Consider the following 25,978-nt stretch of genomic DNA (forward strand, 5'->3'; position numbering starts at 1 on the left):
GCCATGGCCTACCAGCCGTCGCAAAAGACCAGAAAAACCGTCCTCGGGATCGGCGGCATCGCGATCCTCGCGGGTCTCAACGCCCCCGCAGCCTTCGACTTCGCGAGCGAGAAGTACCACGAGTACAAGATCGCCCAGCCCGAGTACCAGGCGAAGTACGGCTCCTGGACCCAGATCGACATCCCGGAGCAGTACCGCACCAACGCCATCCACGCGGCGCTCCTGCACACCGGCAAGGTGCTGATCGTCGCCGGATCGGGCAACGAGCAGCGGAAGTTCGACGCCGGGTCCTTCGACACGATCCTGTGGGATCCGAAGGCCGACACGTTCAAGAAGATCCCCACCCCGGAGGACTTCTTCTGCTCCGGACACTCCCAACTCCCCGACGGCAGACTGCTGGTGGCCGGCGGCACCGCCCGTTACGAGCGGCTCGACGGCGAGGTCAAGCGGGCCGGCGGCGGTATGCGGGTCAAGAACGAGAGCCCCGACAAGGCGGTCTTCCTGAAGAAGGGCACCCGGTTCCGTTCGCCCGCCGGGGTCGAGTACGTCAGCAAGTTCGACGTCACCGTCCCCAAGGCCAAGCGCGGCTTCAAGGTCACCTACAACGCCCGCGGTGTGATGCAGCCCTGGCAGACCCGGGTGACCGCGAGCGAGGTGCGGGTCTTCGTCGAGGCCGCGGAGACCGGCCCGATGTCGGTCACCGAGAAGCAGTCGCAGTACGACATCGAGGGCCTGACCGGCAAGGACGCCGACAACACCTACGGCCTGAGCGAGAAGATCACCCTCGACAAGCAGGACTTCCAAGGCATCCGCGCCGCCTACGAGTTCGACCCGAGGGCCGAGCGGTACATCCCGGTCGACCCCATGAACAAGGCCCGTTGGTACCCGACGCTGGTCGGCCTCGACGACGGACGCGTACTCGCGGTCTCCGGCCTGGACGACGTCGGGGTGATCGATCCCGGTGACAACGAGATCTACGACCCGAAGACCAAGAAGTGGTCCATGGGCCCCAAGCGGTACTTCCCCACGTACCCCGCCCTCTTCCTCACCAAGGGCGGCAAGCTCTTCTACCCGGCCTCCAACGCCGGTTACGGCCCTGCCGACAAGGGTCGTGAACCGGGTCTGTGGGACCTGAAGACCAACACCTTCCAGAAGGTGAACGGCCTGCGCGACCCCGACGAGACCGAGACCTCCTCCTCACTCCTGCTGCCGCCCGCGCAGGACCAGAAGGTGATGATCCTGGGCGGCGGAGGCGTCGGCGAGTCCAAGAGGTCGACCCCGCGCACGGCCGTCGTCGACCTGAAGAAGGACAACCCCGTCTTCGAGGACGGCCCCAACCTCCCCCAGGGCACGCGCTACCTGAACAGCGTGATCATGCCGGACGACTCGGTCTTCACCACGAACGGCTCCGAGGACTACCGCGGCCGCAGCGCCAGCAACATCCTCAAGGCGCAGTTCTACGACCCGAAGGGCAACGTCTTCCGCGAGGCGGCCGCGCCCGCGGTCGGCCGCAACTACCACTCCGAGGCGCTGCTGCTGCCCGACGGCCGGGTCGCCACCTTCGGCTCCGACCCGCTCTTCGACGACCAGCAGAACACCAAGCTGGGCCACTTCGAGCAGCGCATGGAGATCTTCACCCCGCCCCTGCTGCACAAGAACGGCAAGAGCAGACCCGTACTGGAGGACGGCCCGCAGCTGCTCGACCGTCACCACCGGGCGACGTACCGCACGGACCACCCCGACCGGGTGGTCAAGGCCCGCCTGATGCGGCCGAGCGCGGTCACCCACACCACCGACGTCGAGCAGCGCTCCATCGAGCTCGGCCTGACCAAGGACGCCCACTCGGTGACCGTCGACGTACCGAAGGACCGGGCCCTGGTGCCGCCCGGCTGGTACATGCTGTTCGTGACGGACGCGCAGGGCACGCCGTCGGAGGCGAAGTGGATCCAGGTGAAGTGAGGCCCTGAAGTCCCGTGCCACGCGCCGGAGTTGCTACGTCCTGGAGTTGCTGGAGTTGCGGGCCAGCTCCAGGGCGTACTCCGGCCACCACTGGCCCGCGTCGGGGCCGCCCGCGCAGGTGCCGTCGGACTCGCCGGGCCGCTTGATCCACAGGTAGGCGTCCAGGGCGGGCGTGCCGGTGTCGGTGGTCGGGCGGGTGCCCAGCGCCCGGCCGGGCGGGTTGCACCACGCGCCCGGGAGCGGGCCCTTGCCGTTGCGGCTGGTGTCGATGACGAAGTGCTTGCCGCCGAGGTCGCCGGAGAGGTGGAGGCCGTACTCCTTGGTCCGCTCGTTCGTCTGGAAGTTGGAGACGTTGAGCGAGAAGCCGTCGGCCTTCTCGATGCCGGCCCGCTTCAGCGGGTCGACCAGCTTCCACGGCTCGCGGATCCAGGACGGGTTGCCCGCGTCCAGGTACACCTTCGTTTTCGGCTGCTGCTTCAGCCGGTCGATCGCCTCGCTCAGCAGTTGCTCGCGCTCGTCGTGGTACTCGCCGGGCGTGCAGCCGTCCACGATGTGGGCCACGGCGTCCGGCTCCAGGACGACCAGCGCCCTGCTGTCCCCGAGCGCCGCCGCGAACTTCCCGATCCAGGCCCGGTAGGCGTCCGCGTCCGCCGCCCCGCCCGCCGAGTGCTGACCGCAGTCGCGGTGCGGGATGTCGTACGCCACGAAGAGCGCCGTACGCCCCTCGGAGGTGGCGGACGCGGTCGCCGCGCGGATGGCGGGGCCGGGGTCGATCTCGCCGGCCGGCCACAGGGCGGCCGGTTCGTCGGCGATCTTCGCGAGCAGTTGGGCGTCCTTCTTACGGCCGTCCCGCTGCCACATCTGGATCTGCTCGGCGGCGTTGCTCGCCGGGTCGACCCAGAAGGGGGTCGAGGTGTCCGGGCTCGCGGAGGCGGCGCCCGCCACGGAGGCCTCGTCGACGCCGGACCCGGACGAGCAGCCCGCCGCGAGCCCGAGGACCGCGAGAGCCGCGAAGGTGTGGATCAGCCGGGACATGCTGCTCCCTTGGGCGGAGATGACGGTGAGTGACTATTTGTAGCCAATCATGACAAATCGTTACACAAGGGAGTGGGGGCGGCCGGAACCGACATGGCCGTGACACGGCTGCGGTGAAGGCTCGGTGGACCGCTCGGCCCGAAAGGCGAGACGGGGCTGACCACCATGTGACCGGCCGGTAAGGTCGTTGGCGTGCCGAAGCCGCTCAGTCTCCCCTTCGATCCCATCGCCCGCGCCGACGAACTCTGGAAACGGCGCTGGGGAAACGTGCCGTCGATGGCGGCCATCACCTCGATCATGCGCGCGCACCAGATCCTGCTGGCCGAGGTCGACGCGGTGGTCAAGCCGTACGGGCTCACGTTCGCGCGGTACGAGGCGCTGGTGCTGCTCACCTTCTCCAAGGAGGGTGAGCTGACCATGTCGAAGATCGGCGAGCGGCTGATGGTGCACCCGACCTCGGTCACGAACACGGTCGACCGCCTGGTCAAGTCCGGCCTGGTCGCCAAACGGCCCAACCCGAACGACGGCCGCGGCACCCTGGCCGTCATCACCGACAAGGGCCGCGAGGTCGTCGAGGCGGCCACCCGCGACCTGATGGCGATGGACTTCGGCCTGGGCGTCTACGACGCCGAGGAGTGCGCGGAGATCTTCGCGATGCTGCGCCCGTTGCGGGTGGCGGCGAGCGACTTCGACGAGGACTGACGACCCGGCCCAAGATCTCCCGGAACGGACGGTTACGCTCGACGGCATGAAGAAGAGCGTGCTGACCCGCTACCGCGTCCTGGCCTACGTCACGGGTGTCCTGCTGGTCCTGCTGTGCCTGAGCATGATCGCCAAGTACGGCCTGGACATCGACGGTGCGGCGGACTTCACCCGCGTCGTCGCCATCGCCCATGGCTGGCTCTACGTCGTCTACCTGGTCTTCGCCTTCGACCTGGGCTCCAAGGCGAAGTGGCCGGTCGGCAAGCAGCTCTGGGTGCTGCTTGCAGGGACGATTCCCACGGCCGCCTTCTTCGTCGAGCGCAAGATCACCCACGAGCTGGAGGGCGCGGTCGTCGACCCCTCTCCGGCCGCCGTGAAGGCGTAACCCCCACCGCCGTACGAGTCGCGTACGGCGGTCCGCCATCGGCATTTACTTGGACGTCCTAGTAAATTCGGTGGTATGGACGCTGACGCCATCGAGGAGGGCCGCCTTCGTTGGCAGGCCCGGTACGACGCCTCGCGGAAGCGGGAGGCGGACTTCGGTACGGTCTCCGGGGATCCGGTGGAGGCCGTGTACGGGCCCCGGCCCGGGGACGTGTACGAGGGGTTCGAGCGGATCGGGTGGCCGGGGGAGTATCCGTACACCCGGGGGCTGTATGCCACCGGGTACCGCGGGCGGACCTGGACCATCCGGCAGTTCGCCGGGTTCGGGAGCGCCGGGCAGACCAATGAGCGGTACCGGACGATCCTCCGGAACGGGGGAGGGGGATTGTCCGTCGCTTTCGACATGCCCACGCTCATGGGGCGGGACAGCGACGATCCCCGGTCGCTCGGGGAGGTCGGGCACTGTGGTGTCGCCGTCGACTCCGCCGCCGACATGGAGGTGCTGTTCCGGGACATCCCGCTGGGGGACGTCACCACCTCCATGACCATCAGCGGGCCCGCCGTGCCCGTCTTCTGCATGTACCTGGTCGCCGCCGAGCGGCAGGGGGTGGACCCCGGTGTCCTCAACGGGACCCTCCAGACCGACATCTTCAAGGAGTACATCGCCCAGAAGGAGTGGCTCTTCCGGCCGGAGCCCCATCTGCGGCTGATCGGCGATCTGATGGAGTACTGCGCGACCGGGATTCCTGCCTACAAGCCGCTGTCCGTCTCCGGCTACCACATCCGGGAGGCGGGGGCGACGGCCGCGCAGGAGCTCGCCTACACGCTCGCCGACGGATTCGGGTACGTGGAGCTGGGGTTGAGCCGCGGGCTGGACGTGGACGTGTTCGCGCCGGGGCTCTCCTTCTTCTTCGACGCGCACGTCGACTTCTTCGAGGAGATCGCCAAGTTCCGCGCGGCGCGCAGGATCTGGGCGCGGTGGATGCGGGACGTGTACGGGGCGAGGAGCGAGAAGGCGCAGTGGCTGCGTTTCCACACGCAGACCGCCGGCGTCTCGCTCACTGCCCAGCAGCCGTACAACAACGTCGTGCGTACGGCCGTCGAGGCGCTCGCCGCCGTGCTCGGCGGGACCAACTCGCTGCACACCAACGCCCTGGACGAGACCCTCGCGCTGCCGAGCGAGCGGGCCGCGGAGATCGCGCTGCGGACCCAGCAGGTGCTGATGGAGGAGACCGGGGTCGCCAACGTGGCGGATCCGCTGGGTGGTTCGTGGTTCGTGGAGCAGCTGACCGACCGGATCGAGGCCGACGCCGAGAAGATCTTCGAGCGGATCAAGGAGCGGGGGCTCAGGGCGCATCCGGACGGGCGGCACCCGATCGGGCCGGTCACCTCCGGGATCCTGCGCGGGATCGAGGACGGCTGGTTCACCGGCGAGATCGCCGAGTCCGCCTTCCGGTACCAACAGGCGCTGGAGAAGGGGGAGAAGAGGGTCGTGGGGGTGAACGTCCACACCGGGTCGGTCACCGGCGACCTGGAGATCCTGCGGGTCGGCCACGAGGTGGAGCGGGAGCAGGTACGGCTGCTTCGGGAGCGGAAGGGCTCGCGGGACGAGGCCGCTGTGCGGGGCGCGCTCGGCGGGATGCTCGCCGCGGCGCGCGGTGGCGCCAACATGATCGGGCCGATGCTGGAGGCGGTCCGGGCCGAGGCGACGCTGGGGGAGATCTGCGGGGTGCTCCGGGACGAGTGGGGCGTGTACACCGAGCCCCCGGGCTTCTGAACCGCCGGGCCGCTACAGGGCCTGCGACGCCCCCGACAGCCCCAGCAGCAGGACCCGGGTGAAGCTGCGTACCCATTCCTCGTCCGCCGGTTCCGCGCTCACCAGCGTGCGGTGTACGACCGCGCCCGCCACCACGTCGAAGATCAGGTCGACCGTACGGGCCGTCTCCCCGGGGTCGGTCTCCGGCGGCAGCTCGCCGCGCGTCTGGGCCCGGGCCCGGCCCTCCAGGACCAGGCGCTTCTGCCGGTCCACGATCGACTCCCGGATCCGCTCCCGCAGCGCCTCGTCGCGGGTCGACTCCGCGACCACCGCCATCAGGCCGCTCCGGGCCTCCGGGCGGGCCAGGATCGCCGCGAACTGGAGCACCACGCCCTCGATGTCGGCGGCCAGCGTGCCGCGGTCGGGCAGCCGCAGTTCGTCGAAGAGTTCGGCGACCGCGTCGACGACCAGCTCGTTCTTGCCGGCCCAGCGGCGGTACAGGGTCGTTTTCGCAACCCCGGCCCGCGTCGCCACGTCTCCCAGGGTGAGCTTGGACCAGCCCAGCTCCACCAGCGCCTCCCGGGTCGCCGCCAGGATCGCGGCGTCGGCCTCGGCGCTGCGCGGGCGTCCTGCGGCGCGTGGGGCGGGAGTGCGGCTCTGCATCCCATGACCATAACCGGCGTTTCCTGTGAGGCCGTGAGGGAGATCACTGGGGGGTGGTACCGGAGAGGCACCCGATGCCATTACGCTACGACTCGTAGCGAAAGCTCATGACGTCCAACAGCGAACAGCACGACCGGCTTTCACAACGCTTTTCACTTGCGCGCGGGATCGGGGGAGGATAGACGCATGCAGCCACGGAACATGTCCATGAGCGGAGTCGTCGACCTCGCCGCGGTGAAGGCGGCCCAGGAGGCCAAGACGAAGGCGGAGCAGGCGCGCGCCGAAGCCGCCCGGCAGGGCGGCGGCACGGGCGCCGTCTCCCCGGCCGACCTGGTGATCGACGTAGACGAGGCCGGGTTCGAGCGCGACATCCTGCAGCGGTCCACCGAGGTGCCCGTCGTCATCGACTTCTGGGCCGAGTGGTGCGAGCCCTGCAAGCAGCTGAGCCCGGTCCTGGAGCGGCTCGCCGTCGAGTACGCCGGGCGCTTCCTGCTCGCCAAGGTCGACGTCGACGCCAACCAGATGTTGATGCAGCAGTTCCAGATCCAGGGGATCCCGGCCGTCTTCGCCGTGGTCGCGGGACAGGCGCTGCCGCTCTTCCAGGGGGCCGCGGGCGAACAGCAGATCCGCGAGACCCTCGACCAGCTGGTGCAGGTCGCCGAGCAGCGCTTCGGTCTGACCGGTCTGACGGTCGACCCCGACGCCGAGCCCGGTGCCGCCCGCGAGGCGGTCGCGGCGGAGCAGGTCGGCCCGTACGACGCCCTCCTCGAAGCGGCCGTGCAGGCCCTGGACTCGGGGGATCTGGGCGGTGCGGTCCAGGCGTACAAGAACGTGCTGGCCGACGACCCGGGCAACCCGGAGGCCAAACTCGGGCTCGCGCAGGCCGAGTTGCTCCAGCGTGTGCAGGGGCTCGACCCGCAGCGGGTGCGCAAGGACGCGGCGGAGAAGCCGGCCGACGTCGACGCGCAGATCGTCGCGGCGGACCTCGATCTGGTCGGCGGTCATGTGGAGGACGCCTTCGGGCGGCTCATCGACACCGTGCGACGCACGGCGGGTGACGACCGGGACACCGTACGTTTGCGACTGCTGGAGCTCTTCGAGGTGGTCGGGGCGGATGATCCGCGGGTGGCGGCGGCCCGCAGAGCCCTTGCGCGCGCGCTGTTCTGAGCGGGGCGGCAGCCCGGTTCTGACCAGTGACTAAACGCCACTGCATGTGATGCCCGAGTGAAAGATTTGCCGACGGAACGTCAGTGCGGCCGCGCTTTACCAAATCTTGGTAATCGCGGCCGCTGTTACTGCGAGTAAGTTACGGCCGTTGATCTGTCGGATTCTGTCCATTCATCAACGGCTTTGTCCTCCCCCTCGGCTGCACCCTGCGTCGCCACCCGAGACCTGTGGGTCGTTGTTCGGTTATCCGGCCGTTACTACCCAGTAACGAAGCCCCTTGTGCGGGCGGCGAGAATGCACCACGATCGGCGACGCTCGGTCCATTCCCGTACCCCGACAGCCGGTCGGGTCGCTGGAGTTCCTGGGTCCCCACCGAGCAGAGACGGCGTCCCTGGCGCCGGCTCTTGGGCAGGGGGGTCTTCGCTCATCCGGCGAAGCCTGTCCAGCAAGGTTGTGCGTGATGCGTGTCAGGCGCGACCAGTGGTTGTCGCTCGGGGGTGATCGCCGGTGATCGGTGCGCGGTTTCAGCGCCTCCGAGCAGCAGGCGCTCTCCTTCCCGAGGACGTAGCACTTCTCCCATCCCTGCCCGGCTGAGCCGCCAATAGGGGGCAGTCAGGGTCAGGAGATGTACGTCCGAGAAGGAGGAAATATGGAGTCCCAGGTGCGTGGCGGGACCAGATGGAAGCGGTTCGCTGTGGTCATGGTGCCCAGCGTCGCCGCTACGGCCGCGATAGGTGTCGCCCTCGCGCAGGGCGCTCTCGCCGCGTCGTTCAGCGTGTCCGGTCAGCAGTTCAAGGTCACGGCCGACCAGCTGACGGGTACCGGCTTCGCTCAGTACGGTGCCGTTGACTCGGGGTACACCCTCGACGGCAAGAAGACGGCCCACCCGGTCGCGGTCTCGGCGTTCAAGTCCGCGACCATCAAGGGCCTGTGCCAGTCCGTGGTCACCCCGGACATCCCGATCATCGGCAGCGTCAGCCTGATCCTGAAGGCGGGCGGCGGCGACACGCCGGTCGAGGCCGACAACCTCTACATCGACCTCGATGACCTGAGCGCCGACGCGACGTTCAAGAACATCGACATCGGTGTGGCCGCCGGAAGCGCCAGCAAGGGCCCCGGCATCAAGAGCGGTGACACCGCGAACCCGTACGGATTCGCGCAGCAGGCCGAGTCGGCCACGCTGACCGGCGTGAAGCAGACGGCGTGGGCCACCACTGCCGGAACCTTCAAGCTCAGCGGGCTGAAGATGTCCGTCTCGACGGGCGTCAAGGAGTGCTACTAAGCACTCCATGACGGGCGGGGGAGCCTATGGCGCCCCCGCCCGTCCCCCTTCCAGCACTTTCTTCACACCGAGTACAACTCACCACCACAGCATCACCACCAGCACCACCGCCACAGCAAAGCCGCACCAGGGAGCTGTTTTCCATGAGCGCCGAGACTCCTGCCGTGTCCCCCGGCCAGTTCGACAGCCGGAGGACGCAGTTCCGCGCCTGGCGGGGCGCACGGCCGTTCTGGGCCGGCCTCTTCGTCATGCTCGCCGGTCTCCCCATCGCGTACTTCCCCTACGCCCACCTCCAGGTGGGCCATCTGACGCTGGCGATGGCCACCACGGCGGGCGCCGGGTCCCTGATCATCGGCGTGCTGCTCGTCGTACTGGGCTTCAGCCTCTGGTTCCAGAAGCACGTCCGTACCTTCGCGGGCGTCGCGGCGATCCTGCTGGGGCTGGTGTCCATCCCCGTGTCCAACCTCGGCGGCTTCCTGATGGGCTTCCTGCTCGCCCTGGTCGGCGGCGCGATGGCCGTGGCCTGGGCGCCGGGCGAGCCGCCGGCCGAGGCCGCGCAGGAGGAGCCGCCCGCCGCGGGCGGTACCCCGGAGGCCGCGGCCCCGGACCCGGACACCACCATCCTCAAGCCCGTGGTGGGCGAGCCGAACGATCTGTCAGGAACGAGCCCGGCGAACGGGGCGAACGGGAGGCACAGTGCCGGCTGACGAGGTGACCCACGGGACTGATGTGGACGAGTCCCGTGTGAGAACCGGGCCGCGCCACGCGGCACCCAAGAAGCCGCTGTTCACCAGGTTCCACATGCCGGCCGGCAAGGCGATAGCCACGGTGGCGATGCCCACCGCGGTCCTCATGGGCATGGGCTTCACGTCCTCGCTCGCCCTCGCCGACAGCGGTGGCTCCTCGTCCTCGAAGAGCCTGACCGCCGACGAGTACAAGGACTGCGTCACGGCGCTGGCCGACTCCTCGGCCTCGCCGTCCGCCTCGGCGAGCTCCAGCTCGTCGGCCGACGAGGCCACGCCCTCGCCGTCCGCCTCCGCGGACACGTCGAAGGACTCCTCGGACTCGTCGTCGGACTCGGACACGTCCTCCTCGTCGGATTCAGGTTCCGACGAGGCGACGCCCTCGCCGTCGGCTTCGGCGAGCAAGTCGTCCGACAGCACCGCCACGTCGACCCCTTCGGCGTCGGCGAGCAGCACCAGCGGCGGTCTGCTGGACGACATCGGCAACACGATCAGCGACATCCTCACCGGTGGCAGCAGCAGTTCGACGTCGAGCGCGAGCGCGACGCCGTCCGCCTCCGCCTCGCCCTCGGCGAGCGCCACCGAGGACTCGTCGGACTCCAGCGTCTCCGACACGGTCAAGGACACGACCAAGAAGGTCACCGACACCGTCGAGGACACCACCGACACGGCGACCAAGGCGGCGGACAGCGCCACCAAGGCGGTCGAGGAGGCGGCCGACGCGGCCACCTCCTCCGCGAGCCCCTCGGCGAGTTCGAGCACGGACGCGGAGGACTGCCCGGCCGCGACCGACGACGAGAGCGGCGTCGACAACAAGGTGGCGGTGGCGGACGACCCCTGGTACCTCAGCGCCAGCTCGCTGACGCTGAAGAGCGCCGACTACCAGGGCGTGGTCGAGGTGAAGACGGCCAACGGCACCAAGAAGAAGGTGCTGAAGTACGTCATCTCCGGCGGTACCGACATCGGCGACCTGCACCAGACGGTCAAGGACACCGACGTCGACAAGACGTACCACGTGCAGGCCGCGTCGGGTTCGACGTCCACGATCACCGACGGCGCCACCACGATGTACACGGAGTCCATCTCCGGGAACCTGTTCGGGCTGATCCCGATCACGTTCAGCCCCGACAACCCGCCGCCGCTGAACATCCCGTTGATCTACTTCACCAACGTGAAGGTCGTCCAGGCCGCGCAGTTCGGCGGCACCCTGCACGTGCCCGGCATGCATGTGTACACCACCGACGGCACCGGCTGAGCGCCGCCACAGACCCGTTCGGGAGCCGCACAACGCCTGAGGGCGCCCCCTTCGACAGGGGGCGCCCTCAGCGCCGTACCGGAGGCTTCAAGAGCCTTTGCGGAGCGGTCAGTTGTTGCCGCCGCCCATGTGGTGGACGCGGAGCATGTTGGTGGTGCCGGGGACGCCGGGGGGCGAGCCGGCCGTGATGATGACGATGTCGCCCGGGTTGAACCGGTTGATCTTGGCGATCTCCTGGTCGACCATGTCGACCATTTCGTCCGTGGTGTTCACGAACGGCACCACGTGCGACTCCACGCCCCAGCTGAGCGTCAGCTGGTTGCGGGTGCCCTCGTCGGTGGTGAAGGCGATGATCGGCTGCTCGGCGCGGTAGCGCGAGAGCCGGCGGGCGGTGTCGCCGGACTGGGTGAAGGCCACCAGGCCGCGGCCACCGAGGAAGTCCGCGATCTCGCACGCGGCGCGCGCGACCGAACCACCCTGCGTACGCGGCTTCTTGCCCGGCACCAGCGGCTGCAGGCCCTTGCTCATCAGCTCCTGCTCGGCCGCGGCGACGATCTTCGACATCGTCTTCACGGTCTCGACCGGGTAGGCGCCGACGGAGGACTCCGCGGACAGCATGACCGCGTCCGCGCCGTCCAGGATCGCGTTGGCCACGTCGGAGGCCTCGGCGCGGGTCGGGCGGGAGTTGGTGATCATCGACTCCATCATCTGGGTCGCCACGATCACCGGCTTGGCGTTGCGGCGGCACAGCTCGATGAGGCGCTTCTGCACCATCGGGACCTTCTCGAGCGGGTACTCGACGGCCAGGTCGCCACGGGCCACCATGACGGCGTCGAAGGCCATCACGACGGCCTCCATGTTCTCCACCGCCTGCGGCTTCTCCACCTTGGCGATGACCGGGACGCGGCGCCCCTCCTCGTCCATCACGCGGTGGACGTCGGCCACGTCCTTGGCGTCGCGGACGAAGGACAGCGCGACCATGTCGCAGCCCATGCGCAGCGCGAAGCGGAGGTCCTCGACGTCCTTCTCGGACAGCGCCGGCACGTTGACCGCGGCGCCGGGCAGGTTGATGCCCTTGTGGTCGGAGACGACACCGCCCTCGATGACGATCGTCTTGACCCGGGGGCCCTCGACGTCCAGCACCTTCAGCTCGACGTTGCCGTCGTTGATCAGGATCTGGTCGCCGCGGTCGACGTCACCCGGCAGACCCTTGTAGGTCGTACCGCAGATGGTCTTGTCACCCGGGACGTCCTCGATGGTGATGACGAACTCGTCACCGCGCTCGAGCTCGACCGGACCCTCGGCGAAGGTCTCCAGGCGGATCTTCGGGCCCTGGAGGTCGGCGAGGACACCGATGGCCCGGCCGGTCTCCTTGGCCGCGGCACGGACGCGGTCGTACCGCCCCTGGTGCTCGGCGTGGGTGCCGTGGCTGAAGTTGAAACGGGCCACGTTCATTCCGGCCTCGATCATCGAGACCAGCATTTCGTGGGAGTCGACCGCGGGGCCGAGAGTACAGACGATTTTCGAACGGCGCATGGGGCGATCCTATCGGTTTGTTTCGCCGCGGAATATTCCGTCTGGCGGAAGATACAAATGGGCGGGTCGACGCTCAGCTGCGTTACCGCTCAGTCGATCTTTTTGACGAGGGCGTAGGTCTGCGTCGCGATTTCCAGTTCTTCGTCGGTCGGCACCACGGCGACCTTCACCCGTGCGTCCGCGGGCGAGATCAGTCGCGGTTCGTCACTGCGTACGGCGTTCAGCGCGCCGTCCACCGCCAGGCCCAGGGTCTCCAGGCCCGCGACGGCCGCCTCCCGCACCGGCGCCGCGTTCTCGCCGACCCCGGCCGTGAACGCGATCGCGTCCACCGTACCGAGCACGGCGTAATAGGCGCCGATGTACTTCTTCAGGCGGTGAATGTAGATGTCGAAGGCGAGCCGTGCGGCCTCGTCGCCCTCGTCGACGCGGCGCCGTATCTCCCGCATGTCGTTGTCGCCGCACAGGCCGACGAGCCCGCTCTTCTTGTTGAGAAGAGTGTCGATTTCAGCGATGGACATTCCGCCAACTCGCGCCAAATGGAAGATGACGGCCGGATCCAGGTCTCCGGACCGGGTCCCCATCACGAGTCCCTCCAGCGGGGTCAGCCCCATGGAGGTGTCCACGCACCGGCCGCCCCGGACCGCCGACGCGGACGCGCCGTTGCCCAGGTGCAGCACGATCACGTTCACCTCCTCCGGCGCCCTGCCCAGCAGCTCGGCGGTGGCCCGGGAGACGTAGGCGTGCGAGGTGCCGTGGAAGCCGTACCGCCGGATTCGGTGCTCGTCGGCGGTCTTGACGTCGATCGCGTAGCGCGCGGCCGACTCCGGCATCGTGGTGTGGAACGCGGTGTCGAAGACGGCGACCTGGGGGAGGTCGGGGCGCAGGGCCATGGCCGTGCGGATGCCGGTGAGGTTGGCCGGGTTGTGCAGCGGGGCGACCGGGATCAGCCGCTCGATCTCGGCGAGCACGGCGCCGTCGACGACGGTCGGCTCGGTGAAGGCCTGTCCGCCGTGCACGACCCGGTGGCCGATCGCGGCCAGCTCCGGGGAGTCGAGGCCCAGCCCGTCCTTGGCCAGCTCTTCCGATACGGCCTGCAGGGCGGCCTCGTGGTCGGCGATCGTCCCGCTCCACTCCCGGGACTCCCCGCCCGTCACGAGCGGCGTGTGCTTCAGCCGGGAGGTCTCCTCGCCGATCCGCTCGACCAGGCCCATGGCGAGCCGGCCGCCGTCCGCCATGTCGAGCAGCTGGTACTTCACCGACGAGGAGCCGGAGTTGAGGACGAGGACTCGGGTCGCGCTCACTGGACGGATGCCTTCTCGGTCGGGGACGGGGCGCTCGGGGACGGGGCGGACGGGTTCTCGGACGGGGACTGGGCCTGGATCGCCGTGATGGCGACCGTGTTGACGATGTCCGAGACCAGGGCGCCCCGGGACAGGTCGTTGACCGGCTTGCGCAGGCCCTGCAGCACCGGGCCGACGGCGATCGCGCCGGCCGAACGCTGCACGGCCTTGTACGTGTTGTTACCTGTATTGAGGTCCGGAAAGATCAGAACCGTTGCCTGTCCCGCCACTTCGGATTCCGGCAGCTTGGTCTGGGCGACCGTCGGCTCCACCGCGGCGTCGTACTGGATCGGCCCCTCGGTCTTCAGGTCGGGCCGCCGGTCGCGCACCAGCTCGGTGGCCTCCCGCACCTTGTCGACGTCGGCGCCCGAGCCCGACGTACCGGTGGAGTACGACAGCATCGCGATCCGCGGCTCCACGCCGAACTGCTCGGCGGTGGCGGCCGACTGGATGGCGATGTCGGCGAGCTGCCGGGCGTCCGGGTCGGGGTTCACCGCGCAGTCGCCGTAGACGAGGACCTTGTCGGCGAGGCACATGAAGAAGACGGACGAGACGATGCCGGCGTCCGGCCTGGTCTTGATGATCTCGAAGGCCGGGCGGATGGTCGCGGCCGTCGAGTGCACCGAACCCGACACCATGCCGTCGGCCAGCCCCTCCTGGACCATCAGCGTGCCGAAGTAGTTGACGTCGCTCACGACGTCGTAGGCCAGCTCGACGGTGACGCCCTTGTGGGCGCGGAAGGTGGCGTACCGCTCGGCGAAGGAGTCGCGCAGCTCGCTGGTGGCGGGGTCGATCAGCTGGGAGTCGCCCAGGTCGATGCCGAGGTCGGCGGCCTTCTTGCGGATCTGGTCGACGGGCCCGAGCAGGGTGAGGTCGCAGATGCCGCGGCGCAGCAGCACCTCGGCCGCGTGCAGGATGCGCTCCTCGGTGCCCTCCGGGAGGACGACCCGGCGCTTGTCGGAGCGGGCCTGTTCGAGGAGCTGGTGCTCGAACATCATCGGGGTGAGGCGGTCGCTGCTCGGCGCCGAGACCCGCTTGATCAGGTCGCCGGTGTCGACGTACCGCTCGAAGAGGCCGAGCGCGGTCTCCGCCTTCCTGGGCGTGGCCGCGTTCAACTTCCCTTCCAGCGCGAAGAGTTGCTCCGCCGTCGGGAAGCTCATGCCGGGCACCGAGAGCACCGGGGTGCCGGGGGCGAGCCGGGCGGCGAGGGTGAGGACGTCGTCGCCGGGGGCCTCGCCCAGGGTGAGCAGCACGCCGGCTATCGGCGGGGTGCCGGCGCTGTGCGCGGCGAGCGACCCGATCACCAGGTCGGCGCGGTCGCCGGGGGTGACGACCAGGCAGCCCGGGGTCAGGGCGGACAGGAACTTCGGCAGCATCGCGCCGCCGAAGACGAAGTCGAGCGCGTCCCGCGCCAGCCCCGAGTCGTCGCCCAGCACGACCTTGGCGTTCAGCGCCTGGGCGATCTGGGAGACGGTCGGCGCGGAGAGCGCCGGCTCGTCGGGTACGACGTAACAGGGCACCGGCAGCCGGGAGTCGAGCCGCTGCGCTATCTCGTCGCGGTCCTCGCGGGCGACCCGGTTGGTGACCATGGCGAGGACGTCGCAGCCGAGGCCGTCGTAGGCGCGGAAGGCGTTGCGCGTCTCGGCGAGCACGGACTCGGCGGGCTGCTTGCGGCCGCCCACCACCGGGATCACGGAGGCGCCGAACTCGTTGGCGAGCCGGGCGTTGAGGGCGAGCTCGTCGGGCAGCTGGGTGTCCGCGAAGTCCGTCCCGAGGACGAGGACGACGTCGTAGTCCCGTGCCACCACATGGAACCGGTCGACGAGCGTGGACACCAGCTCGTCGCTGCCGCGCTCGGCCTGGAGTGCGGAGGCCTCGTGGTAGTCCATGCCGTAGACGGTGGCCGGGTCCTGGGACAGCCGGTAGCGGGCGCGCAGCAGCTCGAACAGCCGGTCGGGCTGATGGTGGACGAGCGGCCGGAACACCCCCACCCGGTCGACCTGGCGGGTCAGGAGTTCCATGACTCCCAGCTCGACGACCTGGCGGCCGTCGCCGCGGTCGATTCCGGTCACGTATACGCTGCGCGTCACGTGTGCTCTCCGTTTCGCGTTCTCGACGTTCTCTCGGGCTTGCGGCGTCACAAAAATCGCCCACCGAGGTGAGCAGAACCCTCTTGACAGTACCCCTGGCGGTGGTTAGGGCGCCCGTCAGCATCGGGGCAGACCGGGGCGGACCAGTTGCTCCGATAGGGGCAATCGGGTTATAGGCCGCAGATGCGACATCGCCTTGCGCGGCATGAAACAATCGCACTGGCTCACCGGTACCGACCCCCGAGCAGGAGACACAGCCAGATGCGCATCGGAGTTCTCACCGCAGGCGGCGACTGCCCCGGCCTGAACGCCGTGATCCGTTCGGTCGTACACCGCGCCATCGACAATTACGGCGACGAGGTCATCGGCTTCGAGGACGGCTACGCGGGCCTCCTGGACGGTCACTACCGGACCCTCGACCTGGAGTCGGTCAGCGGCATCCTGGCCCGCGGCGGCACCATCCTCGGCTCCTCCCGCCTGGAGCGCGACCGCCTGCGCGAGGCCTGTGAGCGGGCCGAGGACATGGTCGAGGCCTTCGGCATCGACGCGCTGATCCCGATCGGCGGCGAGGGCACGCTGACGGCGGCCCGGATGCTGTCCGACGCGGGCCTGCCGGTCGTCGGCGTCCCGAAGACGATCGACAACGACATCTCCTCCACGGACCGCACCTTCGGCTTCGACACCGCGGTCGGCGTCGCCACCGAGGCGATGGACCGCCTGAAGACGACGGCCGAGTCCCACCAGCGGGTGATGGTGGTCGAGGTCATGGGCCGCCACGCGGGCTGGATCGCGCTGGAGTCCGGCATGGCGGCCGGCGCCCACGGCATCTGCCTCCCCGAACGCCCCTTCGACCCGGCCGACCTGGTCAAGATGGTCGAGGAGCGCTTCGCCCGCGGCAAGAAGTTCGCCGTCGTCTGCGTCGCCGAGGGCGCGCACCCCGCCGAGGGCTCCATGGACTACGGCCACGGCGAGATCGACCAGTTCGGCCACGAGCGGTTCCAGGGCATTGGCACGGCACTGGCGTACGAACTGGAGCGCCGTCTCGGCAAGGAGGCCAAGCCGGTCATTCTCGGCCACGTGCAGCGCGGTGGCGTACCGACGGCCTACGACCGGGTCCTCGCCACCCGCTTCGGCTGGCACGCGGTGGAGGCGGCGCACCGGGGCGAGTTCGGCAAGATGACCTCGCTCAAGGGCACGGACATCGTGATGGTGCCGCTGGCGGAGGCGGTGACCGAACTGAAGACGGTCCCGAAGGACCGGATGGACGAGGCGGAGTCGGTCTTCTGACCGTCCCCGGTCTGGTAACCGCCCCCGGTCTAGCTGGTGTTGTCCTGGACCGCGGCCCAGAAGTGGTCGACGACCCGGTCCAGGAAGTCCCGCCCGGCGTCGCTCGAATCGCTCGCCGCGTTGCCGTCGCCCCAGCTCAGCGAGGCGACCATCTGCCCCTGGTAGTCCTGGTGCAGCTGCTGGAGGGTGTCCTCCAGCAGCCGCCGGTCCAGGGGCACGATCTTGCCCACGGGCCGCACGTACGCCTGCCAGCGCGTGCCCACGGCGCTGCGCAGCAGCTCGGCGAGCCTGCCCTCGCGTCCCGTGACGGTCACGAAGTCCGGGAGCGATAGGTCGAGGAGCTCGGCGAGGGCGGCGGACTGACGGTCGTTGCCGCGCCAGGTGTTGTGCTCCTCCATGTTCAGGTACGCGAGCAGTTCGAGCCCGGCGGTACGGGCCACGTCCTCCGGGGCGAGGCCGCGGGCGATGCGGTGCTCGCGCAAGGTCCGCGGCCGGCCGAGGAGTTCGGCGGGGGAACACCACAACACGCCTGCGAGGGCGGTGAGTTCGGGACTGGTGGGGGAGGCCAGCCCGCGTTCCCAGGCGACGACGAGATCAGGGGTGACGTAGGGGAGTCCGTACGAGGTGCGCAGACCGTAGGCCACGTGCTCGGGGCCCATGCGCAGGGCGGAGCGCAGCCGGCGGGCGGCGGGGGCGTCGAAGGGCGGGGCGGGCTGCGGGGGGCGGTGGGGGTGGCTCGGGCGGTTCGGGTGGGGAGGTGGTTGGCGCACGGGGCACAACGTAGGGGCGTCGGGATGCGGTGACTACGGTCTGTTCGGCCAGGAACACGGATTGTAGGAACGTACGGATTCGGCCACATGTGCGGGGTGTGCGCGGGGTGCACACGGGTGGCCGAAGATCGTCTGCCGGTGGGCGGATGCGCTCATGAGCGTGGCGCGAGGCGGTTCGGGCGAGCGGCCCGGAGGGTGGCGAATTTGTGAACGTCAAGCTCGGGAGGCATATTCGCGAGCGTCTACCGGCCCCGAACCTCTGGCAGCTCGCGACGGTGGGGCCGGACGGCGTGCCTCAGGTGTCGCGGATGTGGGCGGACGTCGAAGGCGAGTTCGCCATGGACGATACGTCGATCGGCCGTGTGAAGATCGACAACCTGCGGCTCAATCCGAACGTTCCGCCGTCGCCTACCCCTTGACCGCCCCGCCCAGCGCGAACCCACCCCCCAACCGTCGGGCGATCAGCAGGTACAGCAGGATCACCGGGGTCGAGTAGACGATCGAGAACGCGGCGAGCTGGCCGTACGCCACCATGCCGCGGTTTCCGAAGAACTCGTTGATGCTCACGCTCGCCGGCATCTGGTCGGGGGTGAGCAGCAGCATGAAGGGGACGAAGAAGTTCCCCCACATGAGGACGAACGAGAAGACGGTGACGACCGCGACGCCGGGTCCCATCAGGGGCAGGACGATGCGGATCAGGGACTGGAGGGAGTTCGCCCCGTCGGTCCAGGCGGCCTCCTCCAGTTCCTTCGGCACGCCGTCCATGAAGTTCTTCATCAGCCAGATGGCGAAGGGGAGTTGGGAGGCGGTGAAGAAGAAGACCACGCCCTGAGCGGTGTCGATCAGATCCACCCGGACGAACAGGGCGTAGACCGGCACCATGATCGCCGTGATCGGCAGGCTCGTCGCGAAGAGGATCGTCAGGAGGAAGGGGCGGTTCAGGCGGGAGCGGAAGCGGGAGAGCGGGTACGCCGCCAGGGCCGCGCACACCACCGTGAGGAGCGTCGCCCCGCCGCACAGGATCAGGCTGTTGAGGAGCGGCGTGAAGGTGATGTCCGAGGTCAGGATCGCGTCGAAGTTGTCGAAGGTGAGCCCGTCGGGGACCTTCACCCGCAGATCGGCGTGCGGGTCCACGGAGGAGAGCAGGACCCAGGCGAGCGGCAGCACGAAGGCCGCGGCGACCACCAACAGGCCCGAGTCCGCGGCGAGTCGGCGGGTACGGCGGCGGGTGGCGAGCGTGGGGGTGCCCCGGGCGACCGTGGTGCGGGGCGTGGCGGTGGCCATCGGTGATCAGACCTCCGTTCGCAGCAGGCGCAGATAGACGAGTGAGAAGAGGGAGCCGACGAGCAGGAGCAGCAGGGCGACCGCGGTGCCGTAGCCGATCATGCTGTTCTGGAAGGCCTGTTCGTACATGAAGAGCGGGAGCGTCTGGCTCCTGTCTCCCGGGCCGCCCCTCGTCATCACCCAGATCAGCCCGAAGACGGACAGCGTCTGGAGGGTGTTGAGCATCAGGTTCGTGCCGATGGAACGGCGGATCATCGGGAGGGTGATGTACCACAGACGGCGCCAGCCGCCGGCGCCGTCGACCTCGGCGGCCTCGGTGATCTCGGACGGGATCTCATTCAGCGCGGCCGAGTAGACCAGCATCGAGAACGCCGTCCCGCGCCAGACGTTGGCGAAGGACACCGCGAGGATCGGAAGCGTGAACAGCCAGTTCTGGGACGGGAGATGGAGCCAGTCCAGGATGGCGTTCAGAGTGCCCTCGCGACGGAAGAAGGCGTAGAGGAGGAAGCCCGCCACGACCTCCGGCAGCACCCATGCCGTGATGACGATGCCGCCGGTGAGGGTGCGCACCGGTTTCGAGGCGCGCTGCATCAGGGCTGCCAGGGCCAGGCCGAGCGTGTTCTGGCCGAGGAGGGACGAGATGACCGTGAAGACCAGGGTCAGCCATACGGCGTTGATGAACTCCTCGTCACCGAAGGCCTTGCGGAAGTTCGCGAAGCCGACGAAGGAGGAGTGGGCCTGGCCGGTGAGCTGGAGGTCGGTGAAGGCGATGTAGGCGCAGTACGCGATCGGGCCCGCGAGGAAGAGGAGGAGAAGGGCGACGGCGGGGGAGAGGGGGAGGAGGCGGGTGAGGGTGCGGGTGACGCGTCGGCGGGGTTCCGGGGTCGGTGAAGTGGGCTGGCGCGAGGGCGACTTGGCCGCCCTCGGGATCGACGTCGTCACTTCTGCTCGACCTGGTTGTCCGTGGCGTCCTTGAGCTCGTCGTCGTACCCGCTCGCCGCCTTGTCGACGGAGAGATCACCCGTCGTGACGCCCTCCATCGCCTCCTGGATGGCCGTGGAGACCTTCGGGTACGCGGGGTAGGCGGGGCGGTAGTGCGTGCTGGCGACCAGGTCGGTGAAGAACTTGATGCCGGGCTGGGCGGTCGCGTACGAGGGGTCGCTCGCGACGTCCTTGCGCACCGCGATGCCGGAGTTGGCGATGTACCACTTCTCGGCGTTCGCCTTCGTCTGCATGGTCTTGATGAAGTCGAAGGCCAGGTCGGGGTTGCCGGCCTTGGACGGGATCGCCCAGGTCCAGCCGCCGGACATGCTCACCTTGCCGGGCGCCTGGCCGTGCTGGGTCGGCATGGACGCCAGCCCCAACTCACTTGACCACTGCGGCCATTCGTGACCGCTGCCCTTCAGCCAGGCCTGCGGCAGCCACGAGCCGTCGAGGGCGATGCCGAGCTTGCCCTTGGGCAGCAGGTCGCCTGCCACGATGGTCTGGATATTGGGGTCGAGGGCCTGGGAGACGTCCGGGCCGAGCTTCTCCTTGTAGACCGTCTCGACGAACTTCAGCGCGTCCTCGAAGCCTTGGCTTCCCGCGATCCACTTCTTCGTCGACTTGTCGTAGAGGGGGTCCGTGGTCCCGTCGCCCGTGCCGTAGAGCAGCATCTCGAAGGTCTGCATCGTGGCGGCCTCGCCGGCGGGTTTGCCGGTGTAGACGTTGATCGGGGCGACGCCGGGGACCTTCTGCTTGATCGTGCGGGCGGCGGCGAGGACGTCGTCCCAGGTCTTCGGCTGCCAATTGGCTGGCAGACCGGCCTTCTTGAAGATTCCCTTGTCGAACCACAGGCCCCGGGTGTCGGTGCCGTCCGGGACGCCGTACGTCTTCCCGTCCTCGGCCTTGGCGGCGGTCTTGGCGGTGTCGATGAATTGATCCCAGTCCGCCCACTTGGCGAGGTACGGGTCGAGGGGCTTCAAGTACCCGCTGGTGATGTCGGAGTTGATGAGGAAGGTGTCCTCGTAGACCAGGTCCGGTGCGGTCTTGGGGGAGCGGAGCATCTGCTGGACCTTGGTGTAGTACTCCGAGTCCGGGGCCTTGACGGGGACGAGTTCGACCTTCTTGCCGGGGTACTTCTTCTCGAACTGCTTCTTGATGTCCGCCAGATAGACGTCCATCACCTTGATGGAGTTGTCGGTGGACTGCTTGAAGGAGACCTTCACGGTGTCCGGACTGCTGCCGGAGCCGGTGCCGCAGGCGGTGAGGGACGTCGCGGCGAGGGTGGTGGTGAGGAGGAGGGCGGGGAGGGCGGCGGTGGGGCGCACGGGCATGACCTCCAGCGGCTTCACTTCGTTGTGGCGCGGGAATGGCTGCCCGGTGAACGTAAGTGGAGTGGTCTAGTCAGGTCAATGCGTCTGCGGCGGCTTGGAGGCAGGCGGCTCGACGGCCTCCTCCGAGCGGTCGGGGTGGTGGTGTACGACGCACGGCCGTTCACTTAGAGGGCGCCAATGGGGCTTACGGGCCTTTCACCCACCGGTAAACCAACTCAGGCCGCCCCACAGTCCCGTACTGCGGAGCCCGCGCCGCCCTCCCCGCCTCCACCAGATGCTCCAGATACCGCCGAGCCGTGATCCGGGAAATCCCCACCCCCTCCGCAACCCCCGCCGCAGTGAGCCCCTCCTCCGCCTCCCGCAGCGCGACCGTCACCCGCTCCAACGTCGGTCCGCTCAACCCCTTCGGCAGCGCCGCAGGCGAAGGCGCTCGCAGCGTCGCCAGCGCCCGGTCCACCTCGTCCTGGCCGCTCGCCTCCCCGGCCGCCCCCCGAAACTCCGCATACCGCACCAGCCGATCCCGAAGCGTCGCGAAAGTGAACGGCTTCAGCACGTACTGCACGACCCCCAACGACACCCCCTCCCGCACCACCGTCAGATCCCGCGCCGAAGTCACCGCGATCACATCCGCCTGATGCCCGGCGGCCCGGAGCGAGCGCGCGAACTGCAAGCCGTGCACATCCGGCAGATGCAGATCCAGCAACAGCAGATCCACCGCCGTACGGTCCAGCACCCGCCGCGCCTCCGCCCCCGTATGCGCCTTCCCCACCGCAACGAACCCCGGCACCCGCCCCACGTACATAACATGCGCGTCGGCAGCCACCGGATCGTCCTCGACGACCAGTACCCGAATCGGCCCCTCACCCCGCTCACCACTCACACCGCACCTCCCGCCACAGCCGCCGACGTCGACTCCGGCCCCGACCCAGCCGTCCGCAACGGCAACCTCACCACGAACTCCGCCCCGCCCCTGTCAGCCTCCACCACCGACAGCGTCCCTTCATGCCGATGCACCGCCTGCCGTACCAGAGCGAGCCCCAGCCCCCGACCCCCCGGCCCCGCCGGCTTCGTCGAGAACCCCCGCTGGAAGACGAGCTCCGCGTGGGCCGGATCCACCCCGACACCCGTGTCCGCGACCCGGAGAACGAGCCCGCTCCCCAGCGGCCCTTCCACACCTTCTGCACCGGCCGCCCCCTCCGCATACGCCGTCACCGTCACCCGCGCCCCCACGCTCCCCTGCGCCGCGTCCACCGCGTTGTCGATCAGGTTGCCCAGGATGGTGACCAGGTCCCGCGCGGGGAGCGAGGCCGGCAGCAGGCCGTCGTCCAGGCGGCTGTCCTCCGACACCACCAGCTCCACACCCCGTTCGTTCGCCTGCGCCGTCTTCCCCAGCAGCAGCGCCGCCAGCACCGGCTCACCCACCGCCGCCACCACCTGGTCGGTCAGCGCCTGGGCCAGCTCCAATTCGGCCGTGGCGAAGTCCACCGCCTCCTCCGCCCGGCCCAGCTCGATCAGCGAGACCACTGTGTGGAGCCGGTTCGCCGCCTCGTGCGCCTGTGAGCGCAGCGCCTGCGTGAAGCCCCGCTCCGAGTCCAACTCGCCCATCAGCGACTGGAGTTCGGTGACATCCCGCAGGGTTACGACCGTCCCGCGCCGCTCGCCGCCCGACACCGGCGATGTGTTGACGACCAACACCCGGTCCGCCGTCAGGTGCACCTCGTCCACCCGCGGCTCCGATGCCAGCAGCGCACCCGTCAGCGGAGCCGGGAGGCCGAGTTCCGCCACCGACTTCCCCACCGCGTCATCGGCCAGGCCCAGCAGCTCACGGCCGCCGTCGTTGATCAGCGCCACCCGGTACTGCCCGTCGAGCATCAGCAGCCCTTCGCGTACGGCGTGCAGCGCGGCCTGGTGGTAGTCGTGCATGTGGCTGAGCTCGGCCGCGTTCATGCCGTGGGTGTGGCGGCGTAGGCGCGCGTTGATGACGTAGGTGCCGACCGCGCCCAGGGCGAGGGCCCCGCCGGCCACGCCCAGCAGTGCCGTGAGCTGGCCCTGTACCCGCTTGCTGATCGCCTCCACCTTGATGCCCGCGCTCACCATGCCGATGACGCGGTGCCGCGCGTCCTCGATCGGGGTGACCGCCCGGACCGACGCGCCGAGCGTTCCCGTGTACGTCTCCGTGAAGGTCTCGCCCTTCAGAGCGCGCTCGGTGTTGCCCAGGAAGTGCTTGCCGATCTGGTTCTTGTCGGGGTGGGTCCAGCGGATGCCCTTCGGGTTCATGATCGTGACGAAGTCGACGTCCGTGTCGGCCATCACGCGCAGTGCGTACGGCTGGAGCTCGGTCGTGGGCTTCGGGGTGCGGATCGCCGCGTGCACCGAGGGCGCGTCCGCCACCGCGCGGGCCACCGCCGTCGCCTGGCGGCCCGCCGCGTCCTCGGCCTGCCGCCGGTCGCTGACGTAGGTGAACAGTGCGTATCCGGCCACGAGCACCGCTATCAGCACGGCCTGCATCGCGAAGAGCTGGCCTGCCAGGCTGCGGGGTCTCGGGCGGGGGATGCGCATGTCGTCAGTGTGCCTCGCACGTCAATCGTGAACTAAATGAACGGAAGGGTGACCGCCCTCACAGGGCACGACATAGTCACCGCATCGAGGAATGAGCGGAAGCGACACACCCGGTTCCGGCCAGACACCCGGCTCCGGTCAAGGCTTCCCCTTCCTTCTCCACTCCCCATCTCCATCCGGACGTGAGCCGCACGCCGGTGATGCCGACGAAGACGTCAAGGAGGGCAGCCGTGGCCGCCAGCACCCCCGATACGGCACCTGCCGCACCCGTTGTGAAGCGGGACCGCACCCATTACCTGTACATCGCCGTCATCGCCGCCGTGGCGCTCGGCATCGCCGTGGGGCTCATCTGGCCGGACGCCGGTGTGGAGCTCAAGCCGCTCGGTACCGGCTTCGTGAACCTGATCAAGATGATGATCGCCCCGATCATCTTCTGCACGATCGTGCTCGGCATCGGTTCGGTACGGAAGGCCGCCAAGGTCGGCGCCGTGGGCGGTATCGCGCTCGGCTACTTCCTGGTGATGTCGCTGGTCGCGCTGACCATCGGCCTCGTCGTCGGCAACATCCTGCACCCCGGCGACGGCCTGCACATCACCAACGCGATCAAGGCCTCCGGGCACGACCAGGTGTCCGCCGACGCGCTGCCGCCGGTCGACTTCGTGCTGTCGATCATCCCGGTCACCTTCGTCTCCGCCTTCACCGAGGGCCAGATCCTGCAGACCCTCCTCATCGCGCTGCTCGCCGGCTTCGCGCTGCAGGCCATGGGCTCGACCGGCCAGCCGATCCTGCGTGGTGTCGAGCACATCCAGCGGCTCGTCTTCCGCATCCTCGGCATGGTGATGTGGGCCGCCCCGATCGGTGCCTTCGGCGCCATCGCCGCGGTCGTCGGCTCCGCCGGTCTCGACGCGCTGAAGAGTCTCGCCGTGCTGATGCTCGGCTTCTACGTGACCTGCTTCCTCTTCGTCTTCGTCGTCCTCGGCATCCTGCTGCGGACCGTCGCCGGGCTGAACATCTTCGTCCTCTTCAAGTACCTGGCCCGCGAGTTCCTGCTGATCCTCTCCACCTCCTCCTCCGAGTCGGCGCTGCCGCGACTCATCGCGAAGATGGAGCACCTGGGCATCGGCAAGTCCGTCGTCGGCATCACCGTCCCGACCGGTTACTCCTTCAACCTCGACGGCACCATGATCTACATGACCATGGCGTCCCTCTACATCGCCGACGCCCTGGGCACCCCGATGTCCATCGGTGAGCAGATCCCCCTCCTGCTCTTCCTGCTCCTCGCCTCCAAGGGCGCGGCGGGCGTCAGCGGCGCCGGCCTCGCGACCCTGGCCGGTGGTCTCCAGTCGCACAAGCCCGCCCTGGTGGACGGCGTCGGCCTGATCGTCGGCATCGACCGCTTCATGAGCGAGGCCCGCGCCCTCACCAACTTCGCGGGCAACGCGGTCGCCACCGTCCTGGTCGGCACCTGGACCAAGGAGATCGACAAGGACCGCGTCCAGCAGGTCCTCGCCGGCCACCTGCCCTTCGACGAGACGACGCTCCTCGACGAGGACGACCAGCCGCACGCCGAGGTCCCCGAGCAGGGCGGCGAGAAGGAACTGGCCAAGGCCTGACGCTCCGCCGGTCACAGGTGGTCCGAATCTGCGGGCCGCCTGTGGCCGAGCGCGCAGTTCCCCGCGCCCCTTCGGGGCGCGATGCGCCGCCCCTGACCGCCGGGCGGCTGGGTGTCCCCCCGTCGCCCAGCCGCCCGGCCTTTTTCTGCCGCGCAAGCGGGACGTCGTAGCGGAAGAGCCCGAGGAGCGGGCCGAGCCGGCCCAGGAACTCGTGGACACGGCGGCGAACTGAAGCCCC

At 69.2% G+C, this 25,978-nt stretch carries 22 protein-coding genes; 11 read left to right on the forward strand and 11 right to left on the reverse strand.

Going from position 1 to position 25,978, the window contains the following annotated elements; all coding sequences use genetic code 11:
• The first annotated feature begins 3 nt into the window (after positions 1-3).
• Positions 4-1,959: a galactose oxidase-like domain-containing protein gene (locus tag ACQEWB_RS33780; protein WP_432837739.1), complete on the forward strand. Its 1,956-nt coding sequence runs from the start codon at positions 4-6 to the stop codon at positions 1,957-1,959.
• Positions 1,960-1,992: 33 nt separating this feature from the next.
• Here the strand turns inward: ACQEWB_RS33780 and ACQEWB_RS33785 are convergent, their stop codons facing one another.
• Positions 1,993-2,994: a glycoside hydrolase family 6 protein gene (locus ACQEWB_RS33785; RefSeq protein WP_432837741.1), complete on the reverse strand. Its 1,002-nt coding sequence runs from the start codon at positions 2,992-2,994 to the stop codon at positions 1,993-1,995.
• Between the two features lie 192 nt (positions 2,995-3,186).
• On the opposite strand from ACQEWB_RS33785, the gene ACQEWB_RS33790 reads away from it, so the two are divergent.
• The 3 genes from ACQEWB_RS33790 to ACQEWB_RS33800 all read left to right on the forward strand — a co-directional run bounded on the left by ACQEWB_RS33790 (position 3,187) and on the right by ACQEWB_RS33800 (position 5,857).
• Entirely contained in the window at positions 3,187-3,696 is a 510-nt protein-coding gene (locus ACQEWB_RS33790; protein ID WP_432837743.1) for a MarR family winged helix-turn-helix transcriptional regulator, read from the forward strand.
• A 46-nt stretch (positions 3,697-3,742) separates the two neighbouring features.
• Positions 3,743-4,081 (forward strand): DUF3817 domain-containing protein, encoded by a 339-nt coding sequence (locus ACQEWB_RS33795; RefSeq protein WP_432837745.1) that lies wholly within the window; start codon positions 3,743-3,745, stop codon positions 4,079-4,081.
• A 75-nt stretch (positions 4,082-4,156) separates the two neighbouring features.
• The gene (locus ACQEWB_RS33800; RefSeq protein ID WP_432837747.1) at positions 4,157-5,857 is read left to right on the forward strand and encodes an acyl-CoA mutase large subunit family protein; all 1,701 of its coding nucleotides are present in this window, start codon (positions 4,157-4,159) and stop codon (positions 5,855-5,857) included.
• A gap of 12 nt (positions 5,858-5,869) precedes the next feature.
• Here the strand turns inward: ACQEWB_RS33800 and ACQEWB_RS33805 are convergent, their stop codons facing one another.
• Complete coding sequence (locus ACQEWB_RS33805; RefSeq protein WP_432837750.1) at positions 5,870-6,499, reverse strand: TetR/AcrR family transcriptional regulator; 630 nt, start codon at positions 6,497-6,499, stop codon at positions 5,870-5,872.
• 186 nt (positions 6,500-6,685) lie between these two features.
• On the opposite strand from ACQEWB_RS33805, the gene ACQEWB_RS33810 reads away from it, so the two are divergent.
• The 4 genes from ACQEWB_RS33810 to ACQEWB_RS33825 all read left to right on the forward strand — a co-directional run bounded on the left by ACQEWB_RS33810 (position 6,686) and on the right by ACQEWB_RS33825 (position 10,946).
• Complete coding sequence (locus tag ACQEWB_RS33810; protein WP_432837752.1) at positions 6,686-7,666, forward strand: tetratricopeptide repeat protein; 981 nt, start codon at positions 6,686-6,688, stop codon at positions 7,664-7,666.
• Between the two features lie 649 nt (positions 7,667-8,315).
• Positions 8,316-8,948, forward strand: a complete 633-nt coding sequence (locus tag ACQEWB_RS33815) for a DUF6230 family protein (RefSeq protein ID WP_432837754.1) — start codon at positions 8,316-8,318, stop codon at positions 8,946-8,948.
• 143 nt (positions 8,949-9,091) lie between these two features.
• Positions 9,092-9,655 (forward strand): DUF6114 domain-containing protein, encoded by a 564-nt coding sequence (locus tag ACQEWB_RS33820; protein ID WP_432837756.1) that lies wholly within the window; start codon positions 9,092-9,094, stop codon positions 9,653-9,655.
• Positions 9,645-10,946 (forward strand): hypothetical protein, encoded by a 1,302-nt coding sequence (locus ACQEWB_RS33825; protein WP_432837758.1) that lies wholly within the window; start codon positions 9,645-9,647, stop codon positions 10,944-10,946. The genes ACQEWB_RS33820 and ACQEWB_RS33825 overlap by 11 nt, the downstream gene beginning before the upstream one ends.
• A 108-nt stretch (positions 10,947-11,054) precedes the next feature.
• Here ACQEWB_RS33825 and pyk read toward each other — a convergent pair whose 3' ends face one another.
• The 3 genes from pyk to pta form a co-directional block, all read right to left on the reverse strand.
• A complete protein-coding gene (pyk, locus tag ACQEWB_RS33830; protein ID WP_432837760.1) occupies positions 11,055-12,482 on the reverse strand; it encodes a pyruvate kinase in 1,428 nt (475 codons plus the stop codon).
• Between the two features lie 89 nt (positions 12,483-12,571).
• A complete protein-coding gene (locus tag ACQEWB_RS33835; RefSeq protein WP_432837762.1) occupies positions 12,572-13,783 on the reverse strand; it encodes an acetate kinase in 1,212 nt (403 codons plus the stop codon).
• Positions 13,780-15,912, reverse strand: coding sequence for a phosphate acetyltransferase (pta, locus tag ACQEWB_RS33840; RefSeq protein ID WP_432837764.1), 2,133 nt, complete (start codon positions 15,910-15,912; stop codon positions 13,780-13,782). Before pta ends, ACQEWB_RS33835 begins: the two co-directional genes overlap by 4 nt.
• 261 nt (positions 15,913-16,173) lie before the next feature.
• Between pta and ACQEWB_RS33845 the strand changes: the two genes are divergently transcribed.
• A complete protein-coding gene (locus tag ACQEWB_RS33845) occupies positions 16,174-17,199 on the forward strand; it encodes an ATP-dependent 6-phosphofructokinase (RefSeq protein ID WP_432837766.1) in 1,026 nt (341 codons plus the stop codon).
• Between the two features lie 29 nt (positions 17,200-17,228).
• On the opposite strand, the gene ACQEWB_RS33850 is transcribed toward ACQEWB_RS33845, so the two are convergent.
• Positions 17,229-17,969, reverse strand: a complete 741-nt coding sequence (locus ACQEWB_RS33850; protein WP_432837768.1) for a helix-turn-helix domain-containing protein — start codon at positions 17,967-17,969, stop codon at positions 17,229-17,231.
• 206 nt (positions 17,970-18,175) lie between these two features.
• Between ACQEWB_RS33850 and ACQEWB_RS33855 the strand changes: the two genes are divergently transcribed.
• Entirely contained in the window at positions 18,176-18,388 is a 213-nt protein-coding gene (locus ACQEWB_RS33855) for a pyridoxamine 5'-phosphate oxidase family protein (protein ID WP_432837770.1), read from the forward strand.
• Here ACQEWB_RS33855 and ACQEWB_RS33860 read toward each other — a convergent pair.
• From ACQEWB_RS33860 to ACQEWB_RS33880, 5 genes are all read right to left on the reverse strand, one after another.
• Positions 18,378-19,253 carry a carbohydrate ABC transporter permease gene (locus tag ACQEWB_RS33860; protein WP_432837772.1) on the reverse strand — a complete coding sequence of 292 codons (876 nt, stop codon included), beginning with the start codon at positions 19,251-19,253 and terminating at the stop codon, positions 18,378-18,380. The two genes, ACQEWB_RS33855 and ACQEWB_RS33860, sit on opposite strands and share 11 nt — an antisense overlap.
• Before the next feature lie 6 nt (positions 19,254-19,259).
• Positions 19,260-20,195, reverse strand: a complete 936-nt coding sequence (locus ACQEWB_RS33865; protein WP_432837774.1) for a carbohydrate ABC transporter permease — start codon at positions 20,193-20,195, stop codon at positions 19,260-19,262.
• The gene (locus tag ACQEWB_RS33870; protein ID WP_432837777.1) at positions 20,192-21,568 is read right to left on the reverse strand and encodes an extracellular solute-binding protein; all 1,377 of its coding nucleotides are present in this window, start codon (positions 21,566-21,568) and stop codon (positions 20,192-20,194) included. Before ACQEWB_RS33870 ends, ACQEWB_RS33865 begins: the two co-directional genes overlap by 4 nt.
• 184 nt (positions 21,569-21,752) lie before the next feature.
• The gene (locus ACQEWB_RS33875) at positions 21,753-22,448 is read right to left on the reverse strand and encodes a response regulator (RefSeq protein ID WP_432837779.1); all 696 of its coding nucleotides are present in this window, start codon (positions 22,446-22,448) and stop codon (positions 21,753-21,755) included.
• Positions 22,445-24,127: an ATP-binding protein gene (locus ACQEWB_RS33880; protein ID WP_432837781.1), complete on the reverse strand. Its 1,683-nt coding sequence runs from the start codon at positions 24,125-24,127 to the stop codon at positions 22,445-22,447. The genes ACQEWB_RS33875 and ACQEWB_RS33880 overlap by 4 nt, the downstream gene beginning before the upstream one ends.
• Positions 24,128-24,357: 230 nt before the next feature.
• Here ACQEWB_RS33880 and ACQEWB_RS33885 point away from each other — a divergent pair, with 230 nt between their 5' ends.
• Entirely contained in the window at positions 24,358-25,740 is a 1,383-nt protein-coding gene (locus ACQEWB_RS33885) for a cation:dicarboxylate symporter family transporter (protein ID WP_432837783.1), read from the forward strand.
• Positions 25,741-25,978: the final 238 nt, after the last annotated feature.

The organism is Streptomyces sp. CA-249302 (assembly GCF_050936785.1).
Classification (GTDB): domain Bacteria; phylum Actinomycetota; class Actinomycetes; order Streptomycetales; family Streptomycetaceae; genus Streptomyces.

Bases quoted from the DNA above. Each gene is read 5' to 3' on its own strand.
- ACQEWB_RS33780 (WP_432837739.1), top strand. From the start codon at position 4: ATGGCCTACCAGCCGTCGCAAAAGACCAGAAAAACCGTCCTCGGGATC.
- ACQEWB_RS33785 (WP_432837741.1), bottom strand. From the start codon at position 2,994: ATGTCCCGGCTGATCCACACCTTCGCGGCTCTCGCGGTCCTCGGGCTC.
- ACQEWB_RS33795 (WP_432837745.1), top strand. From the start codon at position 3,743: ATGAAGAAGAGCGTGCTGACCCGCTACCGCGTCCTGGCCTACGTCACG.
- ACQEWB_RS33800 (WP_432837747.1), top strand. From the start codon at position 4,157: ATGGACGCTGACGCCATCGAGGAGGGCCGCCTTCGTTGGCAGGCCCGG.
- ACQEWB_RS33805 (WP_432837750.1), bottom strand. From the start codon at position 6,499: ATGCAGAGCCGCACTCCCGCCCCACGCGCCGCAGGACGCCCGCGCAGC.
- ACQEWB_RS33810 (WP_432837752.1), top strand. From the start codon at position 6,686: ATGCAGCCACGGAACATGTCCATGAGCGGAGTCGTCGACCTCGCCGCG.
- ACQEWB_RS33815 (WP_432837754.1), top strand. From the start codon at position 8,316: ATGGAGTCCCAGGTGCGTGGCGGGACCAGATGGAAGCGGTTCGCTGTG.
- ACQEWB_RS33820 (WP_432837756.1), top strand. From the start codon at position 9,092: ATGAGCGCCGAGACTCCTGCCGTGTCCCCCGGCCAGTTCGACAGCCGG.
- pyk (WP_432837760.1), bottom strand. From the start codon at position 12,482: ATGCGCCGTTCGAAAATCGTCTGTACTCTCGGCCCCGCGGTCGACTCC.
- ACQEWB_RS33845 (WP_432837766.1), top strand. From the start codon at position 16,174: ATGCGCATCGGAGTTCTCACCGCAGGCGGCGACTGCCCCGGCCTGAAC.
- ACQEWB_RS33860 (WP_432837772.1), bottom strand. From the start codon at position 19,253: ATGGCCACCGCCACGCCCCGCACCACGGTCGCCCGGGGCACCCCCACG.
- ACQEWB_RS33870 (WP_432837777.1), bottom strand. From the start codon at position 21,568: ATGCCCGTGCGCCCCACCGCCGCCCTCCCCGCCCTCCTCCTCACCACC.
- ACQEWB_RS33880 (WP_432837781.1), bottom strand. From the start codon at position 24,127: ATGCGCATCCCCCGCCCGAGACCCCGCAGCCTGGCAGGCCAGCTCTTC.